Genomic DNA, 24,531 nt, shown 5'->3' with positions numbered 1-24,531 from the left:
GCGTACGAGGCACAAGCAGTGGCACACGAGTCGTACGGCAACGGGCTGTTCGACCTGACCGGACGCTCGGCGCTGGTCACCGGAGCCGCGGGCGGCATCGGCGCCGCCGTCGCCCACGCGCTCGCGGGTGCCGGCGCCGCCGTCCTCGTCACCGACGTCGACGGTACGGCAGCGGCCGCAGTAGCTGGGAAGATCGCCGCGGCGGGCGGCGCGGCCGACAGCGCCGAACTCGACGTTCGCGACCGGGGCGCCGCCGAGGCCGCCGTGTCCAGGGCGGCCGCCCTCGCCGACGGGACCCTGCACGTCCTCGTGAACAACGCCGGCGTCACCGCGCCGGCCATGTTCTCCGACCTCGACGAGGACACCTTCCGCCGGCTGCTCGACATCCACGTACTGGGCACCTTCACCTGCTCCCAGGCCGCACTCCCGTACCTGCCGACGGACGGCACCGGACGCATCATCAACGTCACGTCCTCGGCGGGCCTGACCGGCACCCTCGGCCAGGTCAACTACTCCGCCGCCAAGGCCGCGATCATCGGCATGACCAAGTCCCTGGCCCGGGAACTCGCCCGCAGACAGATCAAGGTCAACGCCCTCGCGCCCCTGGCCGCGACCCCCATGACCGAAACCATCCGTACCAACGAGAAGTTCGCCGCCACCATGCTCGCCCGTATCCCCCTCGGCCGCTGGGCCGAACCCGAGGAGGTCGCCGGCGCCTTCGTGTTCCTCGCCTCGGACGCGGCCTCCTTCGTCACCGGGCAGGTCCTGCCGGTCGACGGCGGTCTGGTGATCTGATGCCGCCTTCTCCGACGCCGCCTTCCGACAAGCGCGGCCCGCTGTCGGGCGTGACGGTGGTGGCCCTGGAACAGGCCGTGTCCGCACCGATGTGCACCCGGGTTCTCTGCGACTTCGGAGCCCGGGTCATCAAGGTGGAAAACCCCGAGGGCGGCGACTCCGCACGGCACATCGACGACGTGGTGAACGGCCTGGCCGCGCACTTCGTGTGGGTCAACCGCGGCAAGGAGTCGGTCACCCTCGACCTCAAGTCCCGGGCGGGGATGGCGATCCTGCACCGACTGCTCCAGCGCGCCGACGTCCTCGTCTCCAACCTCACCCCGGGCACCACCGCCAAACTCGGCATCGCCCCCGACGACCTGGCCACCCGCCACCCCGACCTGATCGCCGTCGAGATCGACGGTTACGGGCAGGGAGGACCCCTCTCTCACAAACGCGCCTATGACCTTCTCGTCCAGGCCGAGTCCGGCGTCTGCGCGATCACCGGCCACCCCGGCGCTCCGGCCAAGCCCGGCCCGCCCATCGCGGACGCGAGCACGGGCCTGTACACGGCGCTGTCCATCGTGGCGCTGCTGTACGGGGGCGAGCGCAGGGGCAGCCGGGGCGGCGCCGTCGCGGTCAGCCTGTTCGACACCATGACCGAGCTCATGGGGTACCCGCTCACCTACACCCGCCACTCGGGCGTGGAGCAGCAGCCGATCGGCATGGGCTCGCCCGCCGTCGCCCCGTACGGCGCCCACCGCACGGCGGACGGGCAGACCGTCGTTCTCGGCACGACGAACGACCGCGAATGGCAGCGGTTCGCCCGCGACCTGTTGCACCGGCCCGACCTGGCGGACGACGAGCGGCTGCGCACCAACCCCGGCCGGGTCGAACACCGTGAACTCCTCGACGCGGCGGTCGGCGAGTGGTGCGCCGGGCACGACCTGGCGTACGTCCAGCGACGCGCGGACGAGGCCGGCATCGGCAACTCCCGCTACAACACGCCCGGCGAGGTCCTCACCCACCCGCACCTGGCGGCCCGTGACCGCTGGCGCAGGGTCGACACCCCGGGCGGGCCGGTACCGGCGCTGCTGCCGCCGCCGGTCATCTCGGGCTACGACCCTCCGATGGGCGCCGTCCCCGCCCTCGGCGAGCACACCGCGCAGGTCCTTGCCGAACTCGGTCTCTCCGACGCGGAGTTGGCGGTACTGCGGGGCGGCACATGACCGGCGAATCCGTGCTGCTGACCGACGACAGCGACGGCGTACGGACCCTGACCCTGAACCGCCCGCACCGCAAGAACGCCATCGACCCGGCACTGTGGACCGCGCTGCGTGACGCGCTCACCGAGGCGGCCCACGAGCACGCCGTACGAGCCCTCGTCCTGACCGGCGCCGGGGGAGCCTTCTGCTCCGGTGCCGACCTCACCAGTGCCGCCACCGACGCCCGCCATCCCCTGGAGAAGCTGCGCGACCTCAACGAAGTCGCCCTGCTCCTGCACGAGTTGCCGGTCCCGACCGTCGCCAAGGTGACCGGTGTGGCGGTCGGGGCGGGCTGGAACCTGGCACTCGGCTGCGACCTGGTCGTGGCCACCCCGGAAACCCGGTTCTCGCAGATCTTCACTCGCCGTGGACTCTCCCCGGACTGCGGCGGCACCTGGCTGCTGCCCCGGCTCGTGGGACTGCAGCAGGCGAAACGGCTCGCGCTGCTCGCCGAGACGATCGACGCAGAGGAGGCGCGGTCGCTGGGCCTCGTGACGTGGGTGGTGGACGCGGAGAAGATCGACGCGTACGTCGCCGAGCTCGCCGCCCGCCTGGCAGCCGGCCCGCCCGTCGCCCTCGCGCAGACGAAGGCGCTCCTGCACGAGAACCCGGTTCGCTCTCTGCGTGACGCGCTCTGCGCCGAGGCCCGCGCCCAGGCGGTGAACTTCGCGACGACGGACGTAGCGGAGGCGTACGCCGCGTTCGCCGAGAAACGCGAGCCGCACTTCACCGGCCGCTGGTACCGACAGCCCCCTTCGGAGGACACGTCATGCGCGAAGCAGTGATCGTCGAGGCCGTCCGCACACCGGTCGGCAAGCGCAACGGCGGCCTGTCCGGCATGCACGCCGCCGACCTCTCCGCCGTCGTCCTCACCGCGCTCGCCGAGCGGACCGGCATCGACCCGACGGTCGTCGACGACGTCGTGTGGGGCTGCGTCTCGCAGGTCGGCGACCAGTCGAGCAACATCGGCCGCTATGCCGTGCTCGCCGCCGGCTGGCCCGAAACGATCCCCGGCATCACGGTGAACCGGGCGTGCGGGTCGAGCCAGCAGGCCCTCGACTTCGCCGCGCAGGCGGTCATGTCCGGCCAGCAGGACGTCGTGGTGGCGGGCGGCGTCGAGGTCATGAGCCGGGTGCCGCTCGGCTCGGCGCGGGCCACCGGAGTGCCGTACGGGCCCCAAGTCCTCGCCCGCTACCAGGGGTTCTCCTTCAACCAGGGCATCTCCGCCGAGAAGATCGCGCAGAAGTGGGGCTTCACGCGCACGCAGGTGGACGAGTTCGCGACGCTCTCGCACGAGCGGGCCGCCGCCGCGCAGGACGGCGGTGCCTTCGACGCGCAGATCGTGCCGGTGGGCGCGGTGACGGCCGACGAGGGCGTACGGCGCGGGACCACCGTGGAGAGGCTGGCCGGGCTGAAGCCCGCGTTCCTCGACGACGGCGTGATCCACGCGGGCAACTCCTCCCAGATCTCCGACGGTGCGGCCGCCATCCTTGTCACCACACCTGGAAAGGCACGGGAGTTGGGGCTGAGGCCTATCGCGCGCTACCGGGCGGGCGCGGTCGTGGGCGCCGACCCCGTGCTGATGCTGACCGGCCCGATCCCGGCGACCGAGAAGGTGCTCCGGAAGGCCGGCGTCGCCCTCTCCGAGGTCGGCGTGTTCGAGGTGAACGAGGCCTTCGCCCCGATCCCGCTCGCCTGGCTCGCCGAGACCGGAGCCGACCCGGCGCTCCTCAACCCCCTCGGCGGCGCCATCGCGCTCGGCCACCCGCTCGGGGCGTCCGGCGCGATCCTGACGACCCGCATGATCCACCACATGCGTGACCACGGGATCCGCTACGGCCTGCAGGCCATGTGCGAGGGCGGAGGCACCGCCAACGCCACGCTCGTCGAACTCACTTCCTGACCGGGGGCCACCGTGCGCCGAGAGATCTTCACCGCCGATCACGAGGAATTCCGCACACTGGTGAGGGAGTTCGTGGCCAAGGAGGTCGTCCCGAACTACGCCGCCTGGGAGCAGGCGGGCCGCCTGCCCCGTGAGCTCTTCCAACAGCTGGGCTCACTCGGCCTGTTGGGTACGGCGATCCCTGAGGAGTACGGCGGGACCGGCCTGGACGACTACCGCTACAACGTCGTTCTGCAGGAGGAGGCGGCCCGGGCGCTGGTCACGCTGGGCACCGTACGCACCCAACTCGACGTCGTCCTCCCGTACTTCCTCGCCTTCGCCGACGACTCGCAGCGTCGGCGCTGGTTCCCCGGGCTGGCCGCCGGCAGGCTGCTGACCGCGATCGCCATGACCGAACCGGGCACCGGTTCCGACCTCGCCGGCATCCGCAGCACTGCCGTACGCGACGGCGACACGTACATCCTCAACGGCGCCAAGACCTTCATCACCGGCGGCCTGCTCGCCGACCTGGTGATCGTGGTCGCGCGCACGTCGACCGACCCCGTCGACCGGCGCGCAGGCCTGACCCTGCTGGTCGTCGAGGACGGCATGCCCGGCTTCACCCGCGGCCGGGTCCTCGACAAGATGGGCATCAAGGTGCAGGACACCGTCGAGCTGGCCTTCGACGACGTGCGCGTACCGGCGGCGAACCGGCTGGGGGAGGAGGGCGCCGCCTTCGGCTACCTGGGCCGCAATCTCCCGCAGGAGCGGATGACGGTGGCGGTCGGCTCGGTCGCGCAGGCACGGGCCGCGCTCGACACGACGATCGCGTACGTCAAGGAGCGCGAGGCCTTCGGCAGGACGGTGGCGTCCTTTCAGAACACCAAGTTCGAACTCGCCGCCGTCGCAACCGAGATCGAAGCCGCACAGGCGCTGCTGGACCGCGCGATCCTCGCCCTCGTCGACGGCGAACTCACCGGCGCCGACGCGGCGAAGGTCAAGCTCTTCTGCACCGAGATGCAGGCCCGCGCCGTCGACCGCTGCCTCCAACTCTTCGGCGGCTACGGCTATATGACGGAGTACCCGATCTCCCGCCTGTATGCGGACGCCCGCATCACCCGCATCTACGCCGGCACGAGCGAGGTCATGAAGGTCATCGTCGCGAAGTCGCTGGGGCTGTGAGGCGCCGGAGTCAGGCTCAGTACAGCCAACTGTCGAAGGATGCCCGGTCGACCAGGTGGTACATGCCGATCGCGGCAGGGGAGGCGACGACCGCGGCCGTGCCCAGGCGTACACGGCCCGGGGCGACGACGGTCGGCGCGTCGTTCTGGCCTTTGACGGTCCGCCAGTCCCGCCACCGTCTGATGTCGCCCCCGCAGCACATCCAGAAGAAGAGCCCGATGGCCAGGAGGCCGCCGCCCATGATCAGGCAGAGGCCGCCGGAGACCGCCAGGAACTCCTGGCGCTCGCTGTGGCCGCTGATGAACAGTGACCCGACGCACGGCGCGGCAGCGGCGCCCACTCCGTAGAGGGCACCGCGCCGCACCACGTCCCACAGCCGCAGGCGCGGCACCGGCACCCCGTCCTCGTCCAAGATCATGCACGTAGCCCAGCGGTTACGTCCCGTAGCGGGTCGTCTCCGCCAACTCGGCGGCGCTCTTCATCAGTTGCACCACCATCGGCCCGAAGGCCTGCAACTTCTCGTTGTTATCGGCCCGTTGGAAGCCCTGCTCGAGGACGACGCCGAGTTTCCACTGGGCGAGGACGTCGTAGTAGTCCATGTCGTCGACCTGGCGGCCCGACACCTCGGCGTAGTGGTGGATCAGTGCCTCGCGCGAGGGCATGCCGGTGAGGTCGACGTACGACGCCGTGGCCGCCTCAGGGGCGCTGGTGTCCGCCGGCCAGCCGCGCAGCATCCAGGCGAGGTCCAGCTTGGGGTCGCCGACCGTGCCCATCTCCCAGTCGACGACGGCCGCGAGGCGCGCCGGGGCGCCGTGGCGGAACATGACGTTCGCGAACTGGTAGTCGCCGTGCATCAGGCCCGGGAGGTAGTCGAGCGGCCTGTGGGTGCGCAGCCAGGCGGCCGCTACGTCGAAGCCGGGCAGCTCGCGGCCCTTGACGCGGTCCAGGTAGCGGGTCCAGCGGTCGACCTGGCGCTCGTGGAAGCCGTCGGGGCGGCCGAGATCGTGCAGGCCCTTCGCCTTCCAGTCCACCCGGCCCAACAGGGCCACTCCCTCGGTCAGTTGGTACGCCAGCCCGGCCCGCGCGGCGAGATCCGTGTCGAAGGGCGCCGGCCAGCCGCGCCCACCGGTGGCCGACATGGGCGACCAGCCGTCGACGAACTCCATCAGGTAGAACGTCCGGCCCAGTACGGCCGTGTCGGTGCAGACGGCGATCGCCTCGGTGTGCGGGACGTCCGTGCCGTTCAGCGCCTCGGTGATGCGCCACTCCCGGAGGATGCCCTCGTCGCGGGCCGCCGGCGCGGTGGGCGGCGGGATGCGCAGCGCGCAGTGGAGCGCGCCGCGCCGGACCTCGTAGATCTCGTTCTGCGCGCCGCCCGACACGAAACGGTGCTCGATCGGCTCGCCCTTGCCGGGGAGTGCTGACTCGTCCAGCCAGCCCGCCAGCCGCTCGACGTCGATCATCGGACGTCCGCTCCGCTCTCGGGCTGAAGGAACTCCGCGTATTTGGCGCGCGCGGCCGCAACCCGCTTGGGGAGATAGCCCGTCGGCCACAGGTCGTCGCTCGGTTTGTGGTCGCGCAGTACCTGCCGGGCCACCGTCACCTTGTGCACCTCGGTCGGCCCGTCGGCGATACCGAGCACGCTCGCGCCCAGCAGCATGCGGAACAGCGGCATGTCGCCGCTGACGCCGAGCGCGCCGTGCACCTGGATCGCGCGGTGCGCTATGTCATGCAGCACACCCGGCAGCAGCACCTTGACCATCGCGATGTCCTTGCGGACCTTCCGGTAGTCGTTGTACTTGTCGATCTTCCACGCGGTGTGCAGCACGGCCAGCCGGAACTGCGTCAACTGAGCCCACGAGTCGGCTATGTGGCCCTGCACGAACTGCTTGTCGGCGAGGGCCGTGCCCTGTGTGTGCCGGCTCAGGGCCCGCTCGCACATCATGTCGAACGCCTTGCCCGCCAGCCCGATCGTCCGCATGGCATGGTGGATCCGCCCACCGCCCAGCCGGGTCTGCGCGATCACGAACGCCTGCCCCTCGCCGCCGAGCAACGCGTCGACCGGCACCCGTACGTCCTCGTAGTGCACCAGCGCGTGAGAACCGCGTTCTTCCGGCTCGCCGGCCAGGGCGACATTGCGCTCGATGCGGATGCCTGGGGTCTCGGCCGGGATCAGGAACATCGACATGCTCTTGTACGGGTCCCCGTCGGGGTCCGTCACGGCCATCACGATGAAGAAGGCAGCCGTCTTGGCGTTGGAGGAGAAGTACTTCCAGCCGTTGACGACCCACTGGTCGCCCTCCCGCACCGCCCGGGTGGTGAACTCCTTCGGGTCGGCGCCGGCCTGGGGCTCGGTCATCGAGTAGCAGGAGAAGATCTCGCCGTCGAGGAGCGGGCGCAGATAGCGGTCCTTCTGTGCAGGCGTGCCGTAGTGGGCGAGGATCTCGGCATTGCCCGTGTCCGGGGCCTGGCAGCCGAAGACGATCGGCGCCCAGGACGAGCGGCCGAGGATCTCGTTGAGCAGGCACAGCTTGACCTGACCGTGCCCCTCGCCGCCCAGCTCGGGGCCGAGGTGGGTGGCCCACAGCCCGCGCGCCCGTACCTCCTTCTTCAGCGGGTCGAGGACTCGGCGCAGATTCTCGTCGGGCGGGGTGAACTGCAGGCCGTCCCACAGGAGATCGAGGGGCTCGACCTCCTCCCGCACGAACTGGTCCGCCCAGTCCAGCTGCGCCTGGTAGTCCGGCTCGGTCTCGAAGTCCCACGGCATTGTGTCTCCTTCCGGCGGCTGTCAGAATAGCGTTCTCATGAAGGAGAACACAATTACCAATCCACGGAATGAGGCTCTTGAGGGCGGCCGGTCCGACGACGTCGCCGAGCGCATCGCGCAGCGGGCCCTGGCCAGGCGCGGCGCCCACTACACGAGCGAGGTGCGCGCGCTGCTGGACGCGGCGTTGGGGGTCATGCGGCGCTGCGGCACCGCCTCGCGGCCGCGCGTCGCCGACGTCGTGGCGGCGGCCGGACTGTCGAACGAGGCCTTCTACCGGCATTTCCGCTCGAAGGACGCCCTGGTCGCCGCGCTGATGGAGGACGGCGCCGAGCGGCTGTGCGGCTACCTCGCCCACCAGATGGCGAAGGAGCCCACGCCCGAGGCAAAGGTGCGCCGCTGGGTCGAGGGGATCCTCGCCCAGGCCGTTGACGAGGAGACCGCCGCGACGACGCTGGCCGTGATGTGGAACGCGGGCAGCGTGACCGAGGGCTTCCTTGCGGGCCCGCCCACCGCCGCCGGAGTGCTGGCGACACTGCTGCACACCCCGTACGCCCAACTCGGCAGCCAGGACCCCGAGTTGGATGCGTCCCTGGCCGCTCACGCGACCGTGGGCAGGCTCGCGGACCACCTGTGGCGGCGGGAACGGCCCACCGCGGCCGACGTCGACCACATCACACGGTTCGTTCTCCGCACCGTCGATCAGGAGGTGGGGCCATGAAGGCCGCCGACCAGTTCCACGTCGGGATCGTCGTCGACGACCTCGCCGCCGCGGCGGCCGAGCTGTCGGCCGTGTTCGGATACGAGTGGTGCGCCGAGACGGGAGCGGCCGCGAAGGTCACCCTGCCGACCGGCGACACCGTGCTCGACCTCCGGAACGTCTACTCGACGACCACACCCCGCCTCGAGCTCGTGCAGAGCATCCCGGGCAGCCTGTGGCAGCCGGCCGCAGACTCGGGCGTCCACCACCTCGGCTACTGGTCCGACGACGTGGCCGCCGACTCCGCCGACCTCGCACGGCACGGCTACGAGGCCGAGGCCGTCGGCACCCGGCCCGACGGAACGCCGTACTGGGCCTTCCACTGCAGCGGCACCGGGCCGCGGGTCGAGCTCGTGAGCCGTCAACTCCAGCCGGTGCTGGAGCAGTTCTGGGCAAACGGAGGGGCGACATCGTGACAGTGGGAATCGGGACAGTCGGAATCGTGACGGGGGCCGGCCGGGGGATGGGCCTGGAGTGCGCACGCCGGCTCGTCGGCGCGGTGGACCGGCTGCTGTTGGTGGACCTGGACGAGAAGACGGCGACCGCGGCGGCCGAAGACCTCTCAACGGCCGCACGGACAACGGTCGTTGAGCCGTACGCCCTCGACGTCACCGACCGCGACGGCCTGGCCGGGCTCGCCGCCCGCGCCCGTGAACTCGGTACCCTCCGCGCCGTCGCCCACGCCGCCGGTATCTCGCCGACCATGGCCGACTGGCGCCGCATCCTCACCGTCGACCTCGTCGGTACGGCACTGCTGGCCGAGGCCCTGCGCCCGCTGGCCACCACGGGCACGGCGATGGTGTGCTTCGCCTCGATGGCCGCGCTGTTCGGGAAGACCGAGCCGCAGCCCGCGGTCGAGGCCACCCTGGCCGACCCGCTCGACGAGCACTTCCTCGACCGTATGCGCGCAGCCGTCGGGGCGGACATCGAGGACACGGGCGTGGCGTACACCTGGGCCAAGCGCGGGGTCCACCGGTTCGTGCAGCGGGAGGCGGTGCGCGTCGGGCCGGTCGGGGCGCGGGTCTGCTCGGTGTCACCGGGGATCGTCGCGACCCCGCAGGGGCGGCAGGAGGCGGAGCAGCACCCGTCCATGCGGGCGCTCGTGGAGCAGTCGGCGCTCGGCCGGGAGGGCCGCCCCGAGGAACTCGCAGCCGTCGTCGCCTTCCTGCTGTCGGACGAGGCGTCCTTCCTCACCGGCGTCGACGTCCTCGTGGACGGGGGAGTGCGGGCGGGGCTGGCGGGACGCTCCTGAGCAGTGCCGGGCGATACCGAAGTCCTCGTAGAACCAAGGCAGTTCGACGTGCTCAGCCACCCGCGGACGGCAGCACGAACCCCGACACGATCACGGCGTTCGTGACGGCCGCCGCCTGCCGCAGCGGCTTCGCCTTGTCGTACGCGGCCGACTCGTACCACGCCCGGGCCGCCTCCACCGACTCGAACTCGAGGACGACGGTCCGGTCACCGTGCCACTCGCCCTCCAGGACCTGCGGCGCCGGGTCGACGGCCAGGACCGCGGCGCCGCCCTCGGCCATCGACGGCGCGGCGGCCCGGCCGTAAGCGGCCATGCCGGCCCGGTCGTTGACGGCCTCGGTGAAGATGACGTACCCCTTCGGCATGACTCTCCTCGTCGTCAGCTCACGGTGATGGCCCGCTCGGGACACATCGCGGCGGCCGAGCGCACCGTCTCCTCGTGCTCGGCGGGGACGTCGGGCATGTCCACCACGGCGTAGCCGTCGTCGCTCAGGTCGAAGACCTCGGGGCAGAGCGTGCAGCACACGCCGTGCCCGCGGCAGCGGTCGTCGTCGACGGAGACCTTCACCGGGCCTCGCCCCCGGTGAGCGTGAACTCCAGGTTGAGATGGGTGAGTCCGCGCAGGATGAACGTCGGGACGTACTGGTAGCGGCGGGCGCCCGCGGGGCCGTGCACGGACTCCGCGATCCTGATGTCGGACGTGCGCTCCAGGAGCCGTTCCAGGGTCACCCGGGCCTCGGCGCGGGCCAGCGGCGCCCCGGGACAGGTGTGTACGCCGCGACCGAAGGCGAGGTGACGCCGGACGTTCGCCCGGCCCACGTCGAAGGTCCCCGGCTCCTCGAACTGGCGCGGATCGCGGTTGGCCGCGCCGTTCAGCACCATCAGCGTGGTCCCCGCCGGGATGTCGACACCGCCCACCGTGGTCGGCACCTTCGCGAGCCGGAAGTCGCCCTTGACCGGGCTCTCCGCCCGTAGGGTCTCCTCGATGAAGTGCGGGATGCGGTCCCGCTCGGCGCGCAACAGCCGCTGCAGTTCCGGGCGTTCGGCGATGAGGCGCAGTGCGGAGCTCAGCAGGCGGACGGTGGTCTCCTGGCCCGCCGCGAACAGGTTGGCGGCGACGCGTACGACATCGATGGCCTCGGGTGTCGACCCGTCCGGGAAGGTCGCCGTGGCCAGGCCCGTCAGCACGTCCTCGCGCGGCTCGCGGCGCCGCTCCTCGATGTACGTCGTGAAGCGGGCGTACAGATACTCCAGCGGGGAGTGGTGCAGCGTGTCGTCGCCGGTGCTGCCGACCCCGGCCTCGGTCTGTGGGCGGCGCTGGAGCGCGTGCATGAACTCCTCGCGGTCCTCCTCGGGCACGCCGAGCAGGTCGGCGATGACGAGGAGAGTGAACGGCCCGGCGAACCCGCCGATGAACTCCCCTTCGCCCGGGGCGAGATAGGCGTCCAGCAGCCCGTCGGCGAGGTGCCACATCGACGCCTCGTTCTCCTTGAGCCGCTTCGGCGTGATCAGCCGCATCAGCAGTGCGCGGTGATCCGTGTGCACCGGCGGATCCATGGTCGGCAACTGGTCGCTCATCGGCAGCTCGCTCCGGTGCCGCTCGATGAGCTCGCCGACGTCCTCGCCCGCAAGGCCCTCCAGTGGGACCGGGAAGCCGGGGAAGGGGCCGGTGACCGAGATGCACGACGAGAAGGTGTCGGTGTCGTTGTAGACCTGCACCGCCTCGTCGTAGCCCGTCACCATCATCACGTCGTGGTGGTTCTCGCGGTGCACCGGGCACCGTCCGCGCAGGGCGTCGAAGTAGGGATAGGGGTCCGCGACGAGCGCCTCGTCCCGGAAGAAGTCGATCGCCTCGAAGTCGTCCACGGTCAGCTCGGCTCCCTCTCGGTCACGGCCAGCACCTCGACGACGAGGGACGGTAGCACAATTCTCCATCTGGTGGAATTGTTATTGCTCGTATTGGAGAGGCTCATTCTCGCCGGTATTCCGCGGAAGGAAAGCCATGGAAGAGACGGACGAACTGCGCGCCGCACGCGGCATGCGCCGAAAGATCCTCGGAGACGCCTACGTCGACGCGGCGACCGCCGAACCCGCCCGCGCCGCCGTCGAGTTCCAGGACTACCTCACCGCGACGGCCTGGGGCGTGTGGAGCCGCGGCGGCCCCCTCAGCCCGCGGGACCGCAGCCTCCTGGTGCTGGCGATGACCGCCGCACTCGGCCGCATGGAGGAGTTCCGCATCCACGCCGGCACCACACCCCGCACCGGTGTCACCGACGCCGAGGTCGACGAACTGCTCTTCCAGATCGCCGCCTACTGCGGCGTGCCCGCCGGCAGCGCCGCCCGACGCATCGTGACGGACGTACGGGAGAAGCGGGAGGCGGGGGAGTGAGCCGGGAAGTCGTCGGCTTCATCGGGCTCGGCAACATGGGCAGCGTCCTGGCCGCGAACCTCGTGGAGGCCGGGCATGCGGTCGTCGCACATGACGCCCTCGGCCCGCAGCGATCACCCGAGGGCGCCGCACACGTCCCCTCCGTGGCCGAAGTCGCCCACAGGGCCGAGGTGTTGGTGCTCAGCCTCCCCGACGGTACGGCGTCCGAGCAGGTGGCCCGCGCCGTCCTGGACGCCTCCGGCCGCCGCGCCCGCTGCATCGTCGACACCTCGACCATCGGCGTGGGCGCCGCCCGTGCCGTCGCCGCACTGCTCGCCGAGGAGAAGATCGGCTACGTCGACGCGCCCGTGTCCGGCGGTGTCGCCGGGGCCCGCGCCCGCACCCTCACCGTCATGTACGCCGGGGACGACGGGGCATGCTCCCGCGTCGAGCCCCTACTGGCCGGGCTGAGCGACCGCCGCCGGCGGGTCGGCGACCGCCCCGGCATGGCCCAGGCCCTCAAGCTCGCCAACAACTTCCTGTCCGCGACCACGCTTGCCGCCACCAGCGAGGCCGTCGCCTTCGGGCTCGCCGCCGGACTCGACATGGCCACGATGCTCGACGTGCTCAACGCCTCCAGCGGCCGCAGCGCGGCGAGCGACGACAAGTTCCCCCGGCACGTCCTGACCGGCCGCTACGCCGCCGGCTTCGCCAACTCCCTGATGGACAAGGACGTACGGCTGTACCTGGACGCCGCGGCCGGGCAGGGCGGGCCGGTGTCGGTCGGGGAGGCGATCGCGGCCGTGTGGCGGCGCTTCGCCGTGGCCGAGCCCGGGGCGGACTTCACGCGGATCTTCCCCCACCTGTCCTCCGCGGCCGCTCGCCCGCCCCGGCCTTCCGCTTCCTGACGAACGGCTGACTTGACGGTCGTTCGGATGCGAGAATAGCATTCTCATTCGGAGAGACTGAGATTATCGTGAGTCCCCTCCGTACCGCGACTGGAGGACCAGACCCCATGGCGCACTTCAAGAAGCCCGATGAGGGCAGCTGGACCGCACATCTCAAGATCGACACGGAGCCGGTGTCGTACGAGGACTCCATCTCGCCCGAGCACTACGAGCTCGAACGGGACGCCATCTTCAAGCGCACCTGGCTGAACGTCGGCCGCATCGAGCAACTCCCCAAGCGGGGCAGCTACTTCACCAAGGAGCTGGACGCGGCGGGCGCGTCGGTCGTCGTCGTGCGGGGCATGGACGACGAGGTGCGCGCCTTCCACAACGTGTGCCGGCACCGCGGCAACAAGCTCGTGTGGAACGACTTCCCGCGCGAGGAGACCGGCGGGGTCTGCCGCCAGTTCACCTGCAAGTACCACGCCTGGCGCTACGACCTCGAGGGCAAGCTCACCTTCGTCCAGCAGGAACAGGAGTTCTTCGACCTCGACAAGTCCCAGTACGGACTCAAGGGCGTCCAGACCGACGTGTGGGAGGGGTTCGTCTTCGTCAACCTCGACCCCGAAAACACCACGCCGCTGAGGGAGTTCCTCGGCGAGTTCGCCCAGGGCATCGAGGGCTACCCGTTCCACAAGATGACCCAGGCGCACAAGTACCGCGCCGAGATCGGCTCCAACTGGAAGCTGTTCATCGACGCGTTCGCCGAGTTCTACCACGCCCCGATCCTGCACGCCGGCCAGTACGTCTCCGACGAGGCCCGCAAGATCCAGAAGTACGGCTACGAGGCGCTGCACTACGACATCGACGGCCCGCACAGCATGGTGTCCTCCTGGGGCGGCATCGCCCCGCCGCACGACCGCAAGATGGTCAAACCCATCGAAGGGGCCCTGCGCAGCGGCCTGTTCGGCCCCTGGGAGGCGCCCGACATCGGCCTTGCGACCGAGGAGCTGCCGCCGGCCGTCAACCCCACCCGGGACCCGCGCTGGGGCATGGACTCGTTCGTCTTCTTCCCCAACTTCATGCTGCTGATCTGGCGGCCCAACTGGGTGCTGACGTACCACTACTGGCCGACCTCGTACAACACCCACATCTTCGAGGCGACCTGCTACTTCGTCCCGCCGGAGAACGCCTTCCAGCGTCTGCAGCAGGAGCTGGCCGTCGTGTCCTTCAAGGAGTACGGCCTCCAGGACGGCAACACCCTCGAGGCGACGCAGACCATGCTCGAGTCGCGCGCGGTAGGGGAGTTCCCGCTCAACGACCAGGAGGTTCTCCTGCGTCATCTGCACGGCACCGCCCGTCAGTACGTGCGCGATCACCAGCAGCGCACCTCCGGCGCCCCGGCCGCGTCCTGACCCGAGGATCCGAGGAGACAGCACCCATGGCATTCGTCTTTCCGCCCGAGTACGCCGCGCTGGAGCCCTTCGCCGACTGGGCGCTGCCGACCGAAAAGGCCCGTTACGCCAAGCGCATCGCCAGCACGATGGACGAGCTGGACGCCTTCTACAACGCGGCGTTCCCCTTCCTCCAGTCCGGCACGGAGTACCTCCAGCAGGTCTCCATGCAGGACATCTCCGAAGAGGAGAAGCACCTGCTGTGGCTGTTCTGCGCGCTGGTGACGGTCGCCTTCTCGGTGGAGGCCTGGCGCCAGCCGAAGGTCCCCGACACCGGGGCGGCCAGCATCGACGCCGTCGTGGAACCGGCGGTGTGAGCGGCGTGGAAGCCCCTGCCGCCGTAGGGGCCATCTGATGCCGCGCCCGCGCACCCCGCAGCCGCCCGTCCACCTGCGCGCCGCCCGCATGCTCGACATCGACAAGGGCGAACTGGTCGAGCCGGGCGACCTGTTGATCGAGGGCGAGCACATCACCGCCGTCGCTCCGGCCTCCGTCCCGCCGGACGCCGTCGTCATCGACCTCGGCGACCTCACCCTCCTGCCCGGCCTGATGGACATGGAGGTCAACCTGCTGCTCGGCGGGCCCGACCACCGCAGCCCCCTCAACCCCGTGCAGGACGACCCCGCCGTACGCACCCTGCGCGCCGTCGCCAACGCCCGCCGCACGCTGAGAGCCGGATTCACCACCGTGCGCAACCTCGGTCTCTTCGTGCAGACCGGCGGACTGCTCCTCGACGTGGCACTGAAGAAGGCCATCGACCTCGGCTGGATCGACGGGCCGAGGGTTGTCCCGGCCGGACACGCCATCACACCCACCGGCGGGCATCTCGACCCGACCATGTTCCAGGCGTTCGCCCCGCACATCATGCCCCTGACCGTCGAGGAGGGGATCGCCAACGGCGTCGACGAGGTGCGCAAGGCGGTCCGCCACCAGATCAAGCACGGCGCGCGGGTCATCAAGGTGTGCGCGTCGAACGGTGTGATGTCACATACCGGACCGGCCGGCGCCCAGCAGTACTCCGACGAGGAGCTGCGCGCGATCGCCGACGAGGCGCACCGAGCCGGCCTCAAGGTGGCCGCCCACTGCATGGGCGACCGGGCGATCCGGGCCGCGCTCGGCGCGGGCATCGACTGCATCGAACACGGCTTCCTGGCGAGCGACGAGACCCTCGACCTGATGATCGAGCGCGGCACGTTCCTGGTGGCCACCACCTACATCGCCGACGGCATGGACGTGTCGAAGGCGGCCCCCGAACTGCAAGCCAAGGCCGCCGACGTGTTCCCCCGGGCCAAGGCGACGACCAGACGGGCCATCGAGCGCGGCGTCCGGGTCGCCTGCGGCACCGACGCCCCCGCCATCCCGCACGGCCGCAACGCCCGCGAACTCCTCGCCCTCGTCGACCGCGGCATGGCCCCGCTCGCCGCCCTGCGCGCCGCCACGACGGTCGCCGCCGAACTCGTCGACGCCGACGACCGCGGCCGCCTGGAGCCCGGCCTGCTCGCCGACGTCATCGCCGTACCCGGCGACCCGCTCACGGACATCGGGGTGACCGAGGACGTGCGGTTCGTGATGAAGGGCGGGCGGGTGATCCGGCACGAGGGCGCCGGCAACTGACGAGCCGCTCCGGGAGTTCGTCGACGGCACCCCGCGCGCGGCGAGTCGGCCCGAGTATGCCTCCGGGCTGCGGCGCAGCCGTACGCTGGCAGCACGGGCACAGAGCCGTTGGGGGACGATGTCGTGCTGCACATGCCGCTTCACCGGCAGTTCCGGTATATCCACGAACCCTTGCCGGCCGGTGACAGGGCCATTCCGGTGCTCGGTCACGAAGCGCTGGTCGACACGCTCAAGGAGCGGCTGACGTACTCCCACGGCGGGGCCTTCCTGGTGAGCGGCTTTCGCGGGGTGGGCAAGTCGACACTGGTGCTGCGGGCGTTGGCCGAGACATCCGCCCTGTGGGGGGACCGGGACGTCATGCTGGTCGTGCATCTGAACGTGGCCCGCTCCATGACGACGGATCAGCTGCTGTTCGCCGTGGTCCGGCGGATTTTCGAGAGCCTCGACGACCGTGACCTGCTGGCGCGTCTGCCGCGCGAGGTGCAGCGTGCGCTGCTGCTGGCCTACTCGCGGACGTCGCTGTCGTTCACCCAGACCCAGTCCGAGAGCACCGAGCGGGGAACCACGCTGGGGCTCGCCCCGCAGCACCGGCTGTCGCCCACCATGAGCTTCAGCGGTCGCAGAACCCGCTCGCAGGCCACCGAGGCGGCATTCCTCGCGTACTCCGAGACGGACGTCGAGCACGACCTGGTGCGCATCGTCCATCTGCTCAACGGCAGCGAAGGCCGCCCCGAACCGGTACGGCGTTCCCGCCGGCTCCTGCGCAGGCGGCACCGGCGGGACGCCGCACGGATCCGGGTGCATCCGGTGATCGTCCTCGACGAGGTCGACAAGCTCACGGACAACAAGGCAGAGGCGATCGCCCTCTTCGAGGCGCTGCTGGGCCGGATCAAGAACGTGCTCACCGCGCGTGGCGCCCACTTCATCGTCGTCGCCGGCCCCGATCTGTACGACCGCGCGCTCCAGGACTCCGACCGGGGCAACGGCGTGTACGAAAGCGTCTTCGGCTGGCGGATGTACGTGCCGTGCCTGTGGGACGCGCCCGGTCGCCTGGTGCACGGGCTCGTGGAGACCGGCCGGCCGCAGCCGCACACGCCACCACCCGGCTGGGGCCCACCTGCCACCCCGTACGGAACGCCCGGACCGTACGGCACGAACGCCCTCGGACCCGGCACGTACATCACCTACACGCCCGAATCCACATACCTCATCCCCCGGTCGTCCCCGGACCAGCTGCGGCTGGCCCGGTTCATCGCCTACCTCCGTTTCAAGGCGCGTGGCGTTCCGCGACGGCTGCTGCAGGAGTTCAACTCCCTCGTGGTGTGGGAGGACGGGCTGCCCTCGTTGAGCGTGACCGAGGAGGCGTGGGCACGCATCGACTTCTACGCACGCCTGGAAGAGGTGGTGTCCGAGACGATGGGGGCGAACACGCCCGACGGATCCGCGGGCGTGCTGATCGACGACGACCGGCGACTCCTTGGCGGCTACCACGTAGTGGACTGGACCCTGCGCAGCGAGGGCAGACCGTTCACGTCCACCGATGTGACGGGCGCTCAGGGGCTCGATCCGCTGCTGCGCATGACCCCGCCCGCGGTGGAGCGGCTGCTTCGGCACCTGGTGCGGGCCGGCGTCCTGGACCTGGTCAGCGAGCCCGGCCGGCCGGACGCCACCCGATACGGCGGCGCCGAGTCCGCACTGGCCTACTACAAGCTGTCCGACGCCTACAAGCGGCAGTTGGCCGGTTTCGTCCGCAGCAGTGAGAGCGAACGAGCGGACCTGGGGATCGTCGCCCCGCCACCGGGCCCCGATCTGTACGGCTCCACCATGGTCGGCGCCAGGAGCACGCCCGCCGAACCACCACCCATGGCTGACGGTGCACCCGCCCCGGCCGTGGCGGCGGACACGCCCGCAGTCGCCGTACTGGCCGAACGGTACGAGATGAGCAGCCTGCTCGGGCAGGGCGGGATGGGCGCGGTCTACCGGGGACGGGACCTGCTCACCGGCCAACAGATCGCCGTCAAGGTGCTGCACCACCGGCTGCGCGAGGACGAGCGGATGCTCAGCCGGTTCCGCCGAGAGGTCGAGGTCTGCCGACAGCTGAACCATCCGCAGATCGTCCGGACCCTCGATGCCCTGGACGGACCGGACACGGAACCCGCGCTGATCATGGAACTGGTGGAGGGCCCCTCGCTGCGCGAGGTGCTGGACGATCACGGCCCGCTGCCCAAGGGCCTGGTCGCGCGCATCGGGCGACAACTCGGTGAAGCGCTCGCGTTCATCGACACCATGGGTGTCTCGCGCATCGATCTGAAGCCGAGCAACGTCCTGCTCCACCCGGAGCGAGGCGCGGTCATCATCGACCTGGGCATCGCTCGTCCCTCGGCCTCGGACGACGAACTGACGGTCACGGGGATGGTGATCGGGACACCGGGATACATGGCTCCCGAACAGGCGCTGGGCAACCCCTCGGACATCAGGACCGACCTCTACACACTGGGCATCCTCATGTACCAGTGCCTGACCGGGTCGTTGCCCTGGCACGCCTCCTCGGACTACCAGGTCATCTACGAGATCGTCCACAGTGACGTACCCGTGGACGCCCTGGGGGTGTCCGAGGAACTGCGTGCTCTGCTCGGCCGGATGCTGTCCCGCTCTCCCGACGCCCGACCGCGAGGCCCGGAGGAGTACCTGTGGGAGCTGGCCGCGACGCCCGAGGCAGGGGAGGAGGCCGGGCTGGAGGCACTCGAACCGGCGGGCGCCGCGACATCTGTCGGCCCCGCTACACCTTCCGCGTGATTCCCCCATCCACCCGCACGATCGCCCCGGTCGTGAAGCTGGACGCGGCACTGGCGAAGTGCAGGGCCAGCGGTGCCACGTCGTCCGGCTGTCCCAGCCGGCCCAGCGGCACGAACGACGTGTCGAAGTCCTCCGCCGCCCACGCCCGGTGCGCATCGGTGAGGACCGGCCCCGGCAGAATCGCGTTGACGCGCACCTTCGGGGCGTACGCCTCCGCCAGGCCGACGGTCAGCGCGTTGAGACCCGCCTTGGCGCAGGCGTACGGCAGTTCATGCACGCTCGCCATCAGCGACCCCGCCGTACCGATGTTGATGACGGACCCGCCCACGTGGTCCGCCATGTGCGTCGCGGCGAGGACCGCCAGGCGGAACGGCCCCTTCAGATTCACCGCAAGGGTCTTGTCGTAGAGCTCCTCGCCGACCGCGTCCAGACTCTCGTAAGGGGGCGACATACCGGCGTTGTTGACCAGCACATCGAGCCCGCCGAGCTGCCGTACCGTCTCGGCGACCAGCCGGTCGCAGTCGTCCCAGCGGCCCACATGGCAGGCGATGCCGACCGCCCGGCGCCCGGTCGACGCCCGTACCTCCTCGGCCGCCGCCCGGCACGCCTCGACCTTGCGCGAGGCGACGACGACATCGGCACCGGCCTCCGCCAGCGTCTGCACGATGGCCCTGCCGATACCGCGCGATCCGCCGGTGACCACGGCCACCTTGCCCGTCAGGTCGTGAAGCTCTGCGAAGGACGTCACCGGAATCTCCTTCTCGGATACGGCAATTCTTGGATACGGCAGTTCTCGGGTGCGGCAGTTCCCGGTACCGGAGCCTCCTCGGCGGGTACGTCGATCGCAGCACCCGTCAGTCGTCCTGCGCCGCCGCCACCAGCCGCCGCCGTAGCAACTTGCCCGTGGGTGTGTAGGGGAGTTCCTCGCGGAAGACGACCACGTCGGGGGTCTTGGAGCCGCGCAGACGGTTGCGAACCCAGGCCCGCAGCGACTCGGCGTCGACGGCGCTGCCCTCGTGAGTGACGACGAAGGCGGCTATGCGCTCGCCCCACTCCTCGTCCGGCACCCCCACCACGGCCGCCTCACGCACGGCGGGGTGGCGCAGCAGAACGTCCTCCACCTCGGCGGGAGCGATGTTCTCGCCGCCGCGGATGATGGTGTCGTCGGCGCGCCCCGCGATGAACAGATAGCCGTCCTCGTCGAAGTGGGCGAGGTCGCGGGTGTGGAACCAGCCGTCCGCGTCGAGCTGTGCCGCGGCCCCCTTGTACTCGCCGGACACCTGCGGCCCCCGTACCCACAACTCACCTGGAACTCCCGGGAGTTGGACGTTGCCGGAAGCATCCCGGATCTGCGCCTCCACGCCCGGCACCATCCGCCCGGCCGAGCCCAGCCGGGCGCGCACCGCCGGATCGTCGGAGGCGAGGGCCGCGCGGTGGTCGTCGGGCCCCAGCAGGGCGATGGTCGAGCTGGTCTCGGTGAGCCCGTAGGCGTTGGTGAAACCGGTACCGGGGAAGGCGCGCAGGGCCGCCTCCAACACCGTGTGCGGCATACGGGCCCCGCCGTACGCCAGCGAACGCAGCGTCGGCACCTCGGCCGGGCGGCCGTCGAGGTGCTCCACGATGCGGGCCAGCATGGTCGGCACGACCATCGCCGAGGTGACGCCCTCGGAGCGCACCAGCCGCAGCCAGCTCCCCGGCTCGAACGCGCCCAGGTGCACCATGCGGCGCCCCGCGTAGAGGTTGCTCAGCACCGAGCCCACGCCCGCGATGTGGTACGGCGGAACACTGGCCAGGACGGTGTCGTCCGGTGCGGCGGAGGCGAACTCCACTGTCTGCAGGACGTAGCTGGTCAGGTGCCGGTGGCGCAGGACGGCGGCCTTCGGCGCCGCGGTCGTGCCACTGGTGAACAGCAGCACCGCCGGGTCGTCCGCGGACCCCTCAAGACCCTCGGCCGGCGTTGCGGCGTGGGCCTCCGCCAGCAGTGACGTAGGAGTGCGGACATCGAGCCCGGCGTCGGCGAAGACACCCGCGAACGCCTCGTCCGCGACCACCAGAGGCTTCTCCGTGTGCCCCAGCAGTCCGGTCAACGCCTCGGCCGAAAGGCGGTAGTTGACCGGAACCAGCGGCACGCCCGCTAGAGCCGCACCGAAGAGCAGGACCGGAAACGCCGACCCGTTGACACCGGCGAACACCAACTCCCGCGCCCCGGCGCGATGGACGACGGCCGCTACGCCCCCGGCGGTGCGACGAAGCTGCGCAGAGGTCGTACCGGAGGCCCGGGACCCGATCGCCACCCGGTCGGGATTGCCCGCCGTGGCCATGTCGAGCAGCATCGCGATGTTCACGCCGGCCCCTTCCTTCCGTCCGGTGGGTTCCTTCCACCCGTCGAGCGCGAACGATATTCTACGTATAGGGAAACTTCATTCTCCATAGTCGGGTTCCAGGAGGCTTCGTGGATTTCGAGCTGACCGAGCAGCAGGAGGACATCCGCGCAGGCGTCCGCGAGCTGGCGGCCTCCTTCGGCCCCGAGTACTGGGCCGAGCAGGACGAGAAGGCCGAGTTCCCCTGGAGCTTCTACGACGCCTTCGCCAAGGCCGGCTGGCTGGGCATCGCCGTCCCCGAGGAGTACGGCGGCGGAGGACTCGGCGTCCTGGAGGCCTCACTCCTGCTGGAGGAGGTGGCCGCCTCGGGGGCCGGCATGAACGGCTGCAGCACCATGCACCTGACCATCTTCGGCCTCAACGTCCTTGCCCGGCACGGCAGCGAACAACTGCGCCGCGAGATCCTCCCGCACGCCGCCTCCGGCGACCTGCACGTCTGCTTCGGCGTCACCGAACCCGACGCCGGCACCGACACCACCAGCATCTCCACCTTCGCCCGCCGCGACGGCGACCACTATGTGATCGACGGCCGCAAGATCTGGATCACGAAGGCGGGCGACTCGCAGAAGATGGTTCTCCTGGCGCGCACGACCCCGCGCGACGACGTCGACAAGCCCACCAAGGGCATCTCGGTCTTCCTCGTCGACGTCGACCGCACGGCGATGGACATCCGGCCGATCCCCAAGATGGGCCGCAACGCCGTCGCCTCCAACGAGATCTTCATCGACGGCCTGCGCGTCCCGGCGAGCGCCCGCATCGGCGAGGAGGGCGAGGGCTTCCGCTACCTCCTCGACGGCCTCAACCCCGAACGCATCCTGCTCGCCCACGAAGCCCTCGGCCTGGGCCGGGCCGCCCTCGACGCGGCCACCCGCTACGCCCGCGACCGCGTCGTCTTCGGCCGCCCCATCGGCCAGAACCAGGGCATCGCCTTCCCCCTCGCCGAGGCCCTGACCCGCCTCGACGCCGCCCGCCTCATGGCCCGCAACGCGGCCTGGCGCTACGACAACGGCCTGGAGTGCGGCCGCGAGGCCAACATGGCCAAGTTCCTGTGCGCCGACGCTGGCTTCCAGGCCGCGGACCGGGCGGTGCAGACACTCGGCGGCATGGGGTACGCCCGCGAGTACCACGTGGAGCGGTACTTCCGGGAGTCACGGCTGCTGCGGCTCGCTCCGATCAGCCAGGAGATGGTCCTCAACTACGTCTCCCAGCACGTGCTGGGGCTGCCCAGGTCCTACTGACTCGATCGATACGGCGACCGGCAGGACGAGGGCGAAAGAGTGGGCCGGTCCCTGGTGCAGGCGGACGACACCGCCGACCGCGTCCCGGGACGTCTCGTCGGCGGTCGGGCCGCCTGCCTGGTGGTTGGGCTGCCAGCGCCGGTGCGGAGGCCGGATCACCAGGGCGAAGCGATCGCCCGGGCCGACGCGCAGCGAGACGAAGGGGAACCCGTTCAGCTCGACGGGAACCGCGCGGCCGGGCGGCCAGGGCTCGGGTCGGTGCAGGTCGGCGTGGTAGCGGGCCCGCACGGCTCTCTCGCCGAGCAGGCGCGGCGTGCCGTCGCCGGGCAGCAGATAGATCCCCAACAGCAGGTCGAAGTCCGGCAGTTCGCTGGAAAGGGTCAACGTGGCATGCGGTCGGCCTGACAGGTCCAGGGACTCGGTGAGCGGCTCGCTGACGTGGACGGCCGTTCCCGGGTCGACGCCGGTCAATGGGCGGTCGTCGGTGAAGGTGCGGTCGTCGGACGGTTCGTCGCGCTCCGGCCCGCCGGCCGCGCCCGGGTCCAGGAAGAGGGAGACGAACTGGTCCACCGCAGCGGGCTTCACATCAAGTCGCCGATCAGCCCGCCCTGTTGATATGGCGTCAGCCATCGGATGGAAGCGCAGTTCTCGATCGGCGCGAGGCAGATGTGCCGCACCGTGCCAGCGATCCTCGCCGACATGGAAGTACGTCACACGCTCGCGCAGGAAGTCCGGCCTGCCGCCCAGCCCCAACACCCAGCGGTACCAGGCCACATGCAGTGCCCTGAGATCGATCGCGCTGCTCTCGGCGAACGTCAGACCGCCGAAGCTGCGGGCAGCCGACCGGGTGCCGCCGTGATCCCACGGGCCGACCACCAGCAGGTGGCGGGCGGCGACTTCGGCCGATGCCGCCTCGGTGTGGCGTTCGTGGTAGGTGAGCGCGCCGAGCTGGTCGTCGTCGTACTGGCCGGTGATGGTGAGCACCGGCAGGGTGATCTGCTCGTACTGGTGGCGGCTGGGGGTCAGCCGCGCCCAGTACTCGTCGAGCGAGGGGTGGTCGAGCCATTCCTGGAAGGCGGGAAGCCGCTTGCCGACCGTCGTGACGTCCAGGTCCCGGAACGGCCGCCCGCTGCCGATCAGGTCGCTGCCCGCGGACGCCCACAACTCGGCGTCATCGAAAGGGCCGTTATTCATCCTGCGCCCCTCCACGAACGCCAGCCAGCGGGCGGCGTACGACGTGGGAATGTTGTGGGCCATGGGGAAGTCGACACCCGGGTACACCGAGGCGACCGGGGCGATGGCCCGCAGCCCGGGCGGACGGGTCGCGGCGGTGGCCCACTGCACGAAGCCGCTGTAGGAGCCGCCGTACGTCACGACCTCGCCGCTGCACCATTCCTGCGCGGCCAGCCACTGCACCGCGTCGTACCCGTCGTCGCCGTCGTGGACGAAGGGGTGGAAGCGCCCTTCCGAGTCACCGCGGCCCCGCGAGTCCAGGCTGACGAAGTGGAATCCGGCCGAAGCGAAGGCGGTGCCGTCCGGGTGGTAGCGATCGGCACCGTACGGGGTGACCACGAGCACCACCGGGGCCGCACGCTCCGGCTCGGGAGCCCAGTGCAACCCGCGCAGCGGGAAACCGGCCCGCGTCGGAACCTCGATCGTCAGATGCAGCACGCGACCCCGCCCCCTCACCGTGCCGAGGCTGTCCCGGCGGCTCGTGATCCGTCTGGGGCAACAGCACGCTGCGGCACGGCATTCCGGCGCCGGGCGACACACAGTTGAGGCCCCCGTGACTGTTCGTGCAGTCGCGGGGGCCTCGGTCCGGTGCGGGGTGATCAGCCCTTGCGGGTGTTGATCTCCTCGGTGAGCTGGGGGACGACGTCGAAGAGGTCGCCGACCACGCCGTAGTCGACCAGGT

At 70.7% G+C, this 24,531-nt stretch carries 24 protein-coding genes; 15 read left to right on the top strand and 9 right to left on the bottom strand.

Annotated elements, in window-relative coordinates; genetic code table 11:
• Positions 1-18: 18 nt before the first annotated feature.
• Genes fabG through ABZ880_RS48760 form a run of 5 tightly spaced genes read left to right on the top strand, consistent with a single transcriptional unit; the run spans position 19 to position 5,103 of the window.
• Positions 19-795 (top strand): 3-oxoacyl-ACP reductase FabG, encoded by a 777-nt coding sequence (fabG, locus tag ABZ880_RS48780; protein WP_361277520.1) that lies wholly within the window; start codon positions 19-21, stop codon positions 793-795.
• Entirely contained in the window at positions 795-2,003 is a 1,209-nt protein-coding gene (locus tag ABZ880_RS48775) for a CaiB/BaiF CoA-transferase family protein (protein ID WP_361277519.1), read from the top strand. The genes fabG and ABZ880_RS48775 overlap by 1 nt, the downstream gene beginning before the upstream one ends.
• The gene (locus tag ABZ880_RS48770) at positions 2,000-2,824 is read left to right on the top strand and encodes an enoyl-CoA hydratase (RefSeq protein ID WP_361277518.1); all 825 of its coding nucleotides are present in this window, start codon (positions 2,000-2,002) and stop codon (positions 2,822-2,824) included. The genes ABZ880_RS48775 and ABZ880_RS48770 overlap by 4 nt, the downstream gene beginning before the upstream one ends.
• Positions 2,809-3,942 carry a thiolase family protein gene (locus tag ABZ880_RS48765; RefSeq protein WP_361277517.1) on the top strand — a complete coding sequence of 378 codons (1,134 nt, stop codon included), beginning with the start codon at positions 2,809-2,811 and terminating at the stop codon, positions 3,940-3,942. The genes ABZ880_RS48770 and ABZ880_RS48765 overlap by 16 nt, the downstream gene beginning before the upstream one ends.
• A gap of 12 nt (positions 3,943-3,954) precedes the next feature.
• The gene (locus ABZ880_RS48760; protein WP_361277516.1) at positions 3,955-5,103 is read left to right on the top strand and encodes an acyl-CoA dehydrogenase family protein; all 1,149 of its coding nucleotides are present in this window, start codon (positions 3,955-3,957) and stop codon (positions 5,101-5,103) included.
• Between the two features lie 16 nt (positions 5,104-5,119).
• On the opposite strand, the gene ABZ880_RS48755 is transcribed toward ABZ880_RS48760, so the two are convergent.
• The 3 genes from ABZ880_RS48755 to ABZ880_RS48745 are packed head-to-tail and all read right to left on the bottom strand — an operon-like array spanning position 5,120 to position 7,870.
• Entirely contained in the window at positions 5,120-5,521 is a 402-nt protein-coding gene (locus tag ABZ880_RS48755; RefSeq protein ID WP_361277515.1) for a DUF6336 family protein, read from the bottom strand.
• 16 nt (positions 5,522-5,537) lie between these two features.
• Positions 5,538-6,566, bottom strand: coding sequence for a phosphotransferase family protein (locus ABZ880_RS48750; RefSeq protein WP_361277514.1), 1,029 nt, complete (start codon positions 6,564-6,566; stop codon positions 5,538-5,540).
• Positions 6,563-7,870 (bottom strand): acyl-CoA dehydrogenase family protein, encoded by a 1,308-nt coding sequence (locus ABZ880_RS48745; protein WP_361277513.1) that lies wholly within the window; start codon positions 7,868-7,870, stop codon positions 6,563-6,565. The genes ABZ880_RS48750 and ABZ880_RS48745 overlap by 4 nt, the downstream gene beginning before the upstream one ends.
• A gap of 37 nt (positions 7,871-7,907) precedes the next feature.
• Between ABZ880_RS48745 and ABZ880_RS48740 the strand changes: the two genes are divergently transcribed.
• The 3 genes from ABZ880_RS48740 to ABZ880_RS48730 are packed head-to-tail and all read left to right on the top strand — an operon-like array spanning position 7,908 to position 9,879.
• Positions 7,908-8,588: a TetR/AcrR family transcriptional regulator gene (locus ABZ880_RS48740; protein ID WP_361277512.1), complete on the top strand. Its 681-nt coding sequence runs from the start codon at positions 7,908-7,910 to the stop codon at positions 8,586-8,588.
• Complete coding sequence (locus ABZ880_RS48735; RefSeq protein WP_361277511.1) at positions 8,585-9,043, top strand: VOC family protein; 459 nt, start codon at positions 8,585-8,587, stop codon at positions 9,041-9,043. Before ABZ880_RS48740 ends, ABZ880_RS48735 begins: the two co-directional genes overlap by 4 nt.
• Before the next feature lie 26 nt (positions 9,044-9,069).
• Positions 9,070-9,879: an SDR family oxidoreductase gene (locus tag ABZ880_RS48730; RefSeq protein ID WP_361277510.1), complete on the top strand. Its 810-nt coding sequence runs from the start codon at positions 9,070-9,072 to the stop codon at positions 9,877-9,879.
• Between the two features lie 52 nt (positions 9,880-9,931).
• Here the strand turns inward: ABZ880_RS48730 and ABZ880_RS48725 are convergent, their stop codons facing one another.
• Genes ABZ880_RS48725 through ABZ880_RS48715 form a run of 3 tightly spaced genes read right to left on the bottom strand, consistent with a single transcriptional unit; the run spans position 9,932 to position 11,744 of the window.
• Positions 9,932-10,243 (bottom strand): DUF1330 domain-containing protein, encoded by a 312-nt coding sequence (locus ABZ880_RS48725; RefSeq protein ID WP_361277509.1) that lies wholly within the window; start codon positions 10,241-10,243, stop codon positions 9,932-9,934.
• A gap of 14 nt (positions 10,244-10,257) precedes the next feature.
• On the bottom strand, positions 10,258-10,446 hold the full coding sequence (locus ABZ880_RS48720) for a ferredoxin (RefSeq protein WP_361277508.1): 189 nt from the start codon (positions 10,444-10,446) through the stop codon (positions 10,258-10,260).
• Positions 10,443-11,744, bottom strand: a complete 1,302-nt coding sequence (locus ABZ880_RS48715) for a cytochrome P450 (protein ID WP_361277507.1) — start codon at positions 11,742-11,744, stop codon at positions 10,443-10,445. Before ABZ880_RS48715 ends, ABZ880_RS48720 begins: the two co-directional genes overlap by 4 nt.
• 136 nt (positions 11,745-11,880) lie before the next feature.
• On the opposite strand from ABZ880_RS48715, the gene ABZ880_RS48710 reads away from it, so the two are divergent.
• The 6 genes from ABZ880_RS48710 (at position 11,881) to ABZ880_RS48685 (ending at position 18,997) form a co-directional block, all read left to right on the top strand.
• Positions 11,881-12,267: a carboxymuconolactone decarboxylase family protein gene (locus ABZ880_RS48710; protein WP_361277506.1), complete on the top strand. Its 387-nt coding sequence runs from the start codon at positions 11,881-11,883 to the stop codon at positions 12,265-12,267.
• Complete coding sequence (locus tag ABZ880_RS48705) at positions 12,264-13,154, top strand: NAD(P)-dependent oxidoreductase (protein ID WP_361277505.1); 891 nt, start codon at positions 12,264-12,266, stop codon at positions 13,152-13,154. The genes ABZ880_RS48710 and ABZ880_RS48705 overlap by 4 nt, the downstream gene beginning before the upstream one ends.
• A gap of 107 nt (positions 13,155-13,261) precedes the next feature.
• On the top strand, positions 13,262-14,548 hold the full coding sequence (locus tag ABZ880_RS48700) for an aromatic ring-hydroxylating dioxygenase subunit alpha (RefSeq protein ID WP_361277504.1): 1,287 nt from the start codon (positions 13,262-13,264) through the stop codon (positions 14,546-14,548).
• Between the two features lie 26 nt (positions 14,549-14,574).
• Positions 14,575-14,904: a hypothetical protein gene (locus tag ABZ880_RS48695; protein ID WP_361277503.1), complete on the top strand. Its 330-nt coding sequence runs from the start codon at positions 14,575-14,577 to the stop codon at positions 14,902-14,904.
• Between the two features lie 37 nt (positions 14,905-14,941).
• Positions 14,942-16,201: an amidohydrolase family protein gene (locus ABZ880_RS48690; RefSeq protein ID WP_361277502.1), complete on the top strand. Its 1,260-nt coding sequence runs from the start codon at positions 14,942-14,944 to the stop codon at positions 16,199-16,201.
• Positions 16,202-16,399: 198 nt separating this feature from the next.
• Positions 16,400-18,997, top strand: a complete 2,598-nt coding sequence (locus ABZ880_RS48685) for a protein kinase (protein WP_361277501.1) — start codon at positions 16,400-16,402, stop codon at positions 18,995-18,997.
• Here the strand turns inward: ABZ880_RS48685 and ABZ880_RS48680 are convergent.
• Positions 18,981-19,745 (bottom strand): glucose 1-dehydrogenase, encoded by a 765-nt coding sequence (locus ABZ880_RS48680; protein ID WP_361277500.1) that lies wholly within the window; start codon positions 19,743-19,745, stop codon positions 18,981-18,983. The two genes, ABZ880_RS48685 and ABZ880_RS48680, sit on opposite strands and share 17 nt — an antisense overlap.
• 106 nt (positions 19,746-19,851) lie before the next feature.
• A complete protein-coding gene (locus tag ABZ880_RS48675; protein WP_361277499.1) occupies positions 19,852-21,342 on the bottom strand; it encodes a class I adenylate-forming enzyme family protein in 1,491 nt (496 codons plus the stop codon).
• Positions 21,343-21,449: 107 nt separating this feature from the next.
• On the opposite strand from ABZ880_RS48675, the gene ABZ880_RS48670 reads away from it, so the two are divergent.
• Complete coding sequence (locus tag ABZ880_RS48670) at positions 21,450-22,616, top strand: acyl-CoA dehydrogenase family protein (RefSeq protein WP_361277498.1); 1,167 nt, start codon at positions 21,450-21,452, stop codon at positions 22,614-22,616.
• Here the strand turns inward: ABZ880_RS48670 and ABZ880_RS48665 are convergent.
• Positions 22,527-24,287: a CocE/NonD family hydrolase gene (locus tag ABZ880_RS48665; protein ID WP_361277497.1), complete on the bottom strand. Its 1,761-nt coding sequence runs from the start codon at positions 24,285-24,287 to the stop codon at positions 22,527-22,529. The two genes, ABZ880_RS48670 and ABZ880_RS48665, sit on opposite strands and share 90 nt — an antisense overlap.
• Positions 24,288-24,531: the final 244 nt, after the last annotated feature.

This window comes from Streptomyces sp. NPDC047043, from assembly GCF_040644055.1.
In the GTDB taxonomy this organism is placed as follows: domain Bacteria; phylum Actinomycetota; class Actinomycetes; order Streptomycetales; family Streptomycetaceae; genus Streptomyces.
Note: the sequence above shows the minus strand (reverse complement) of the source record. Positions and strands in the feature narration are given on the sequence as shown.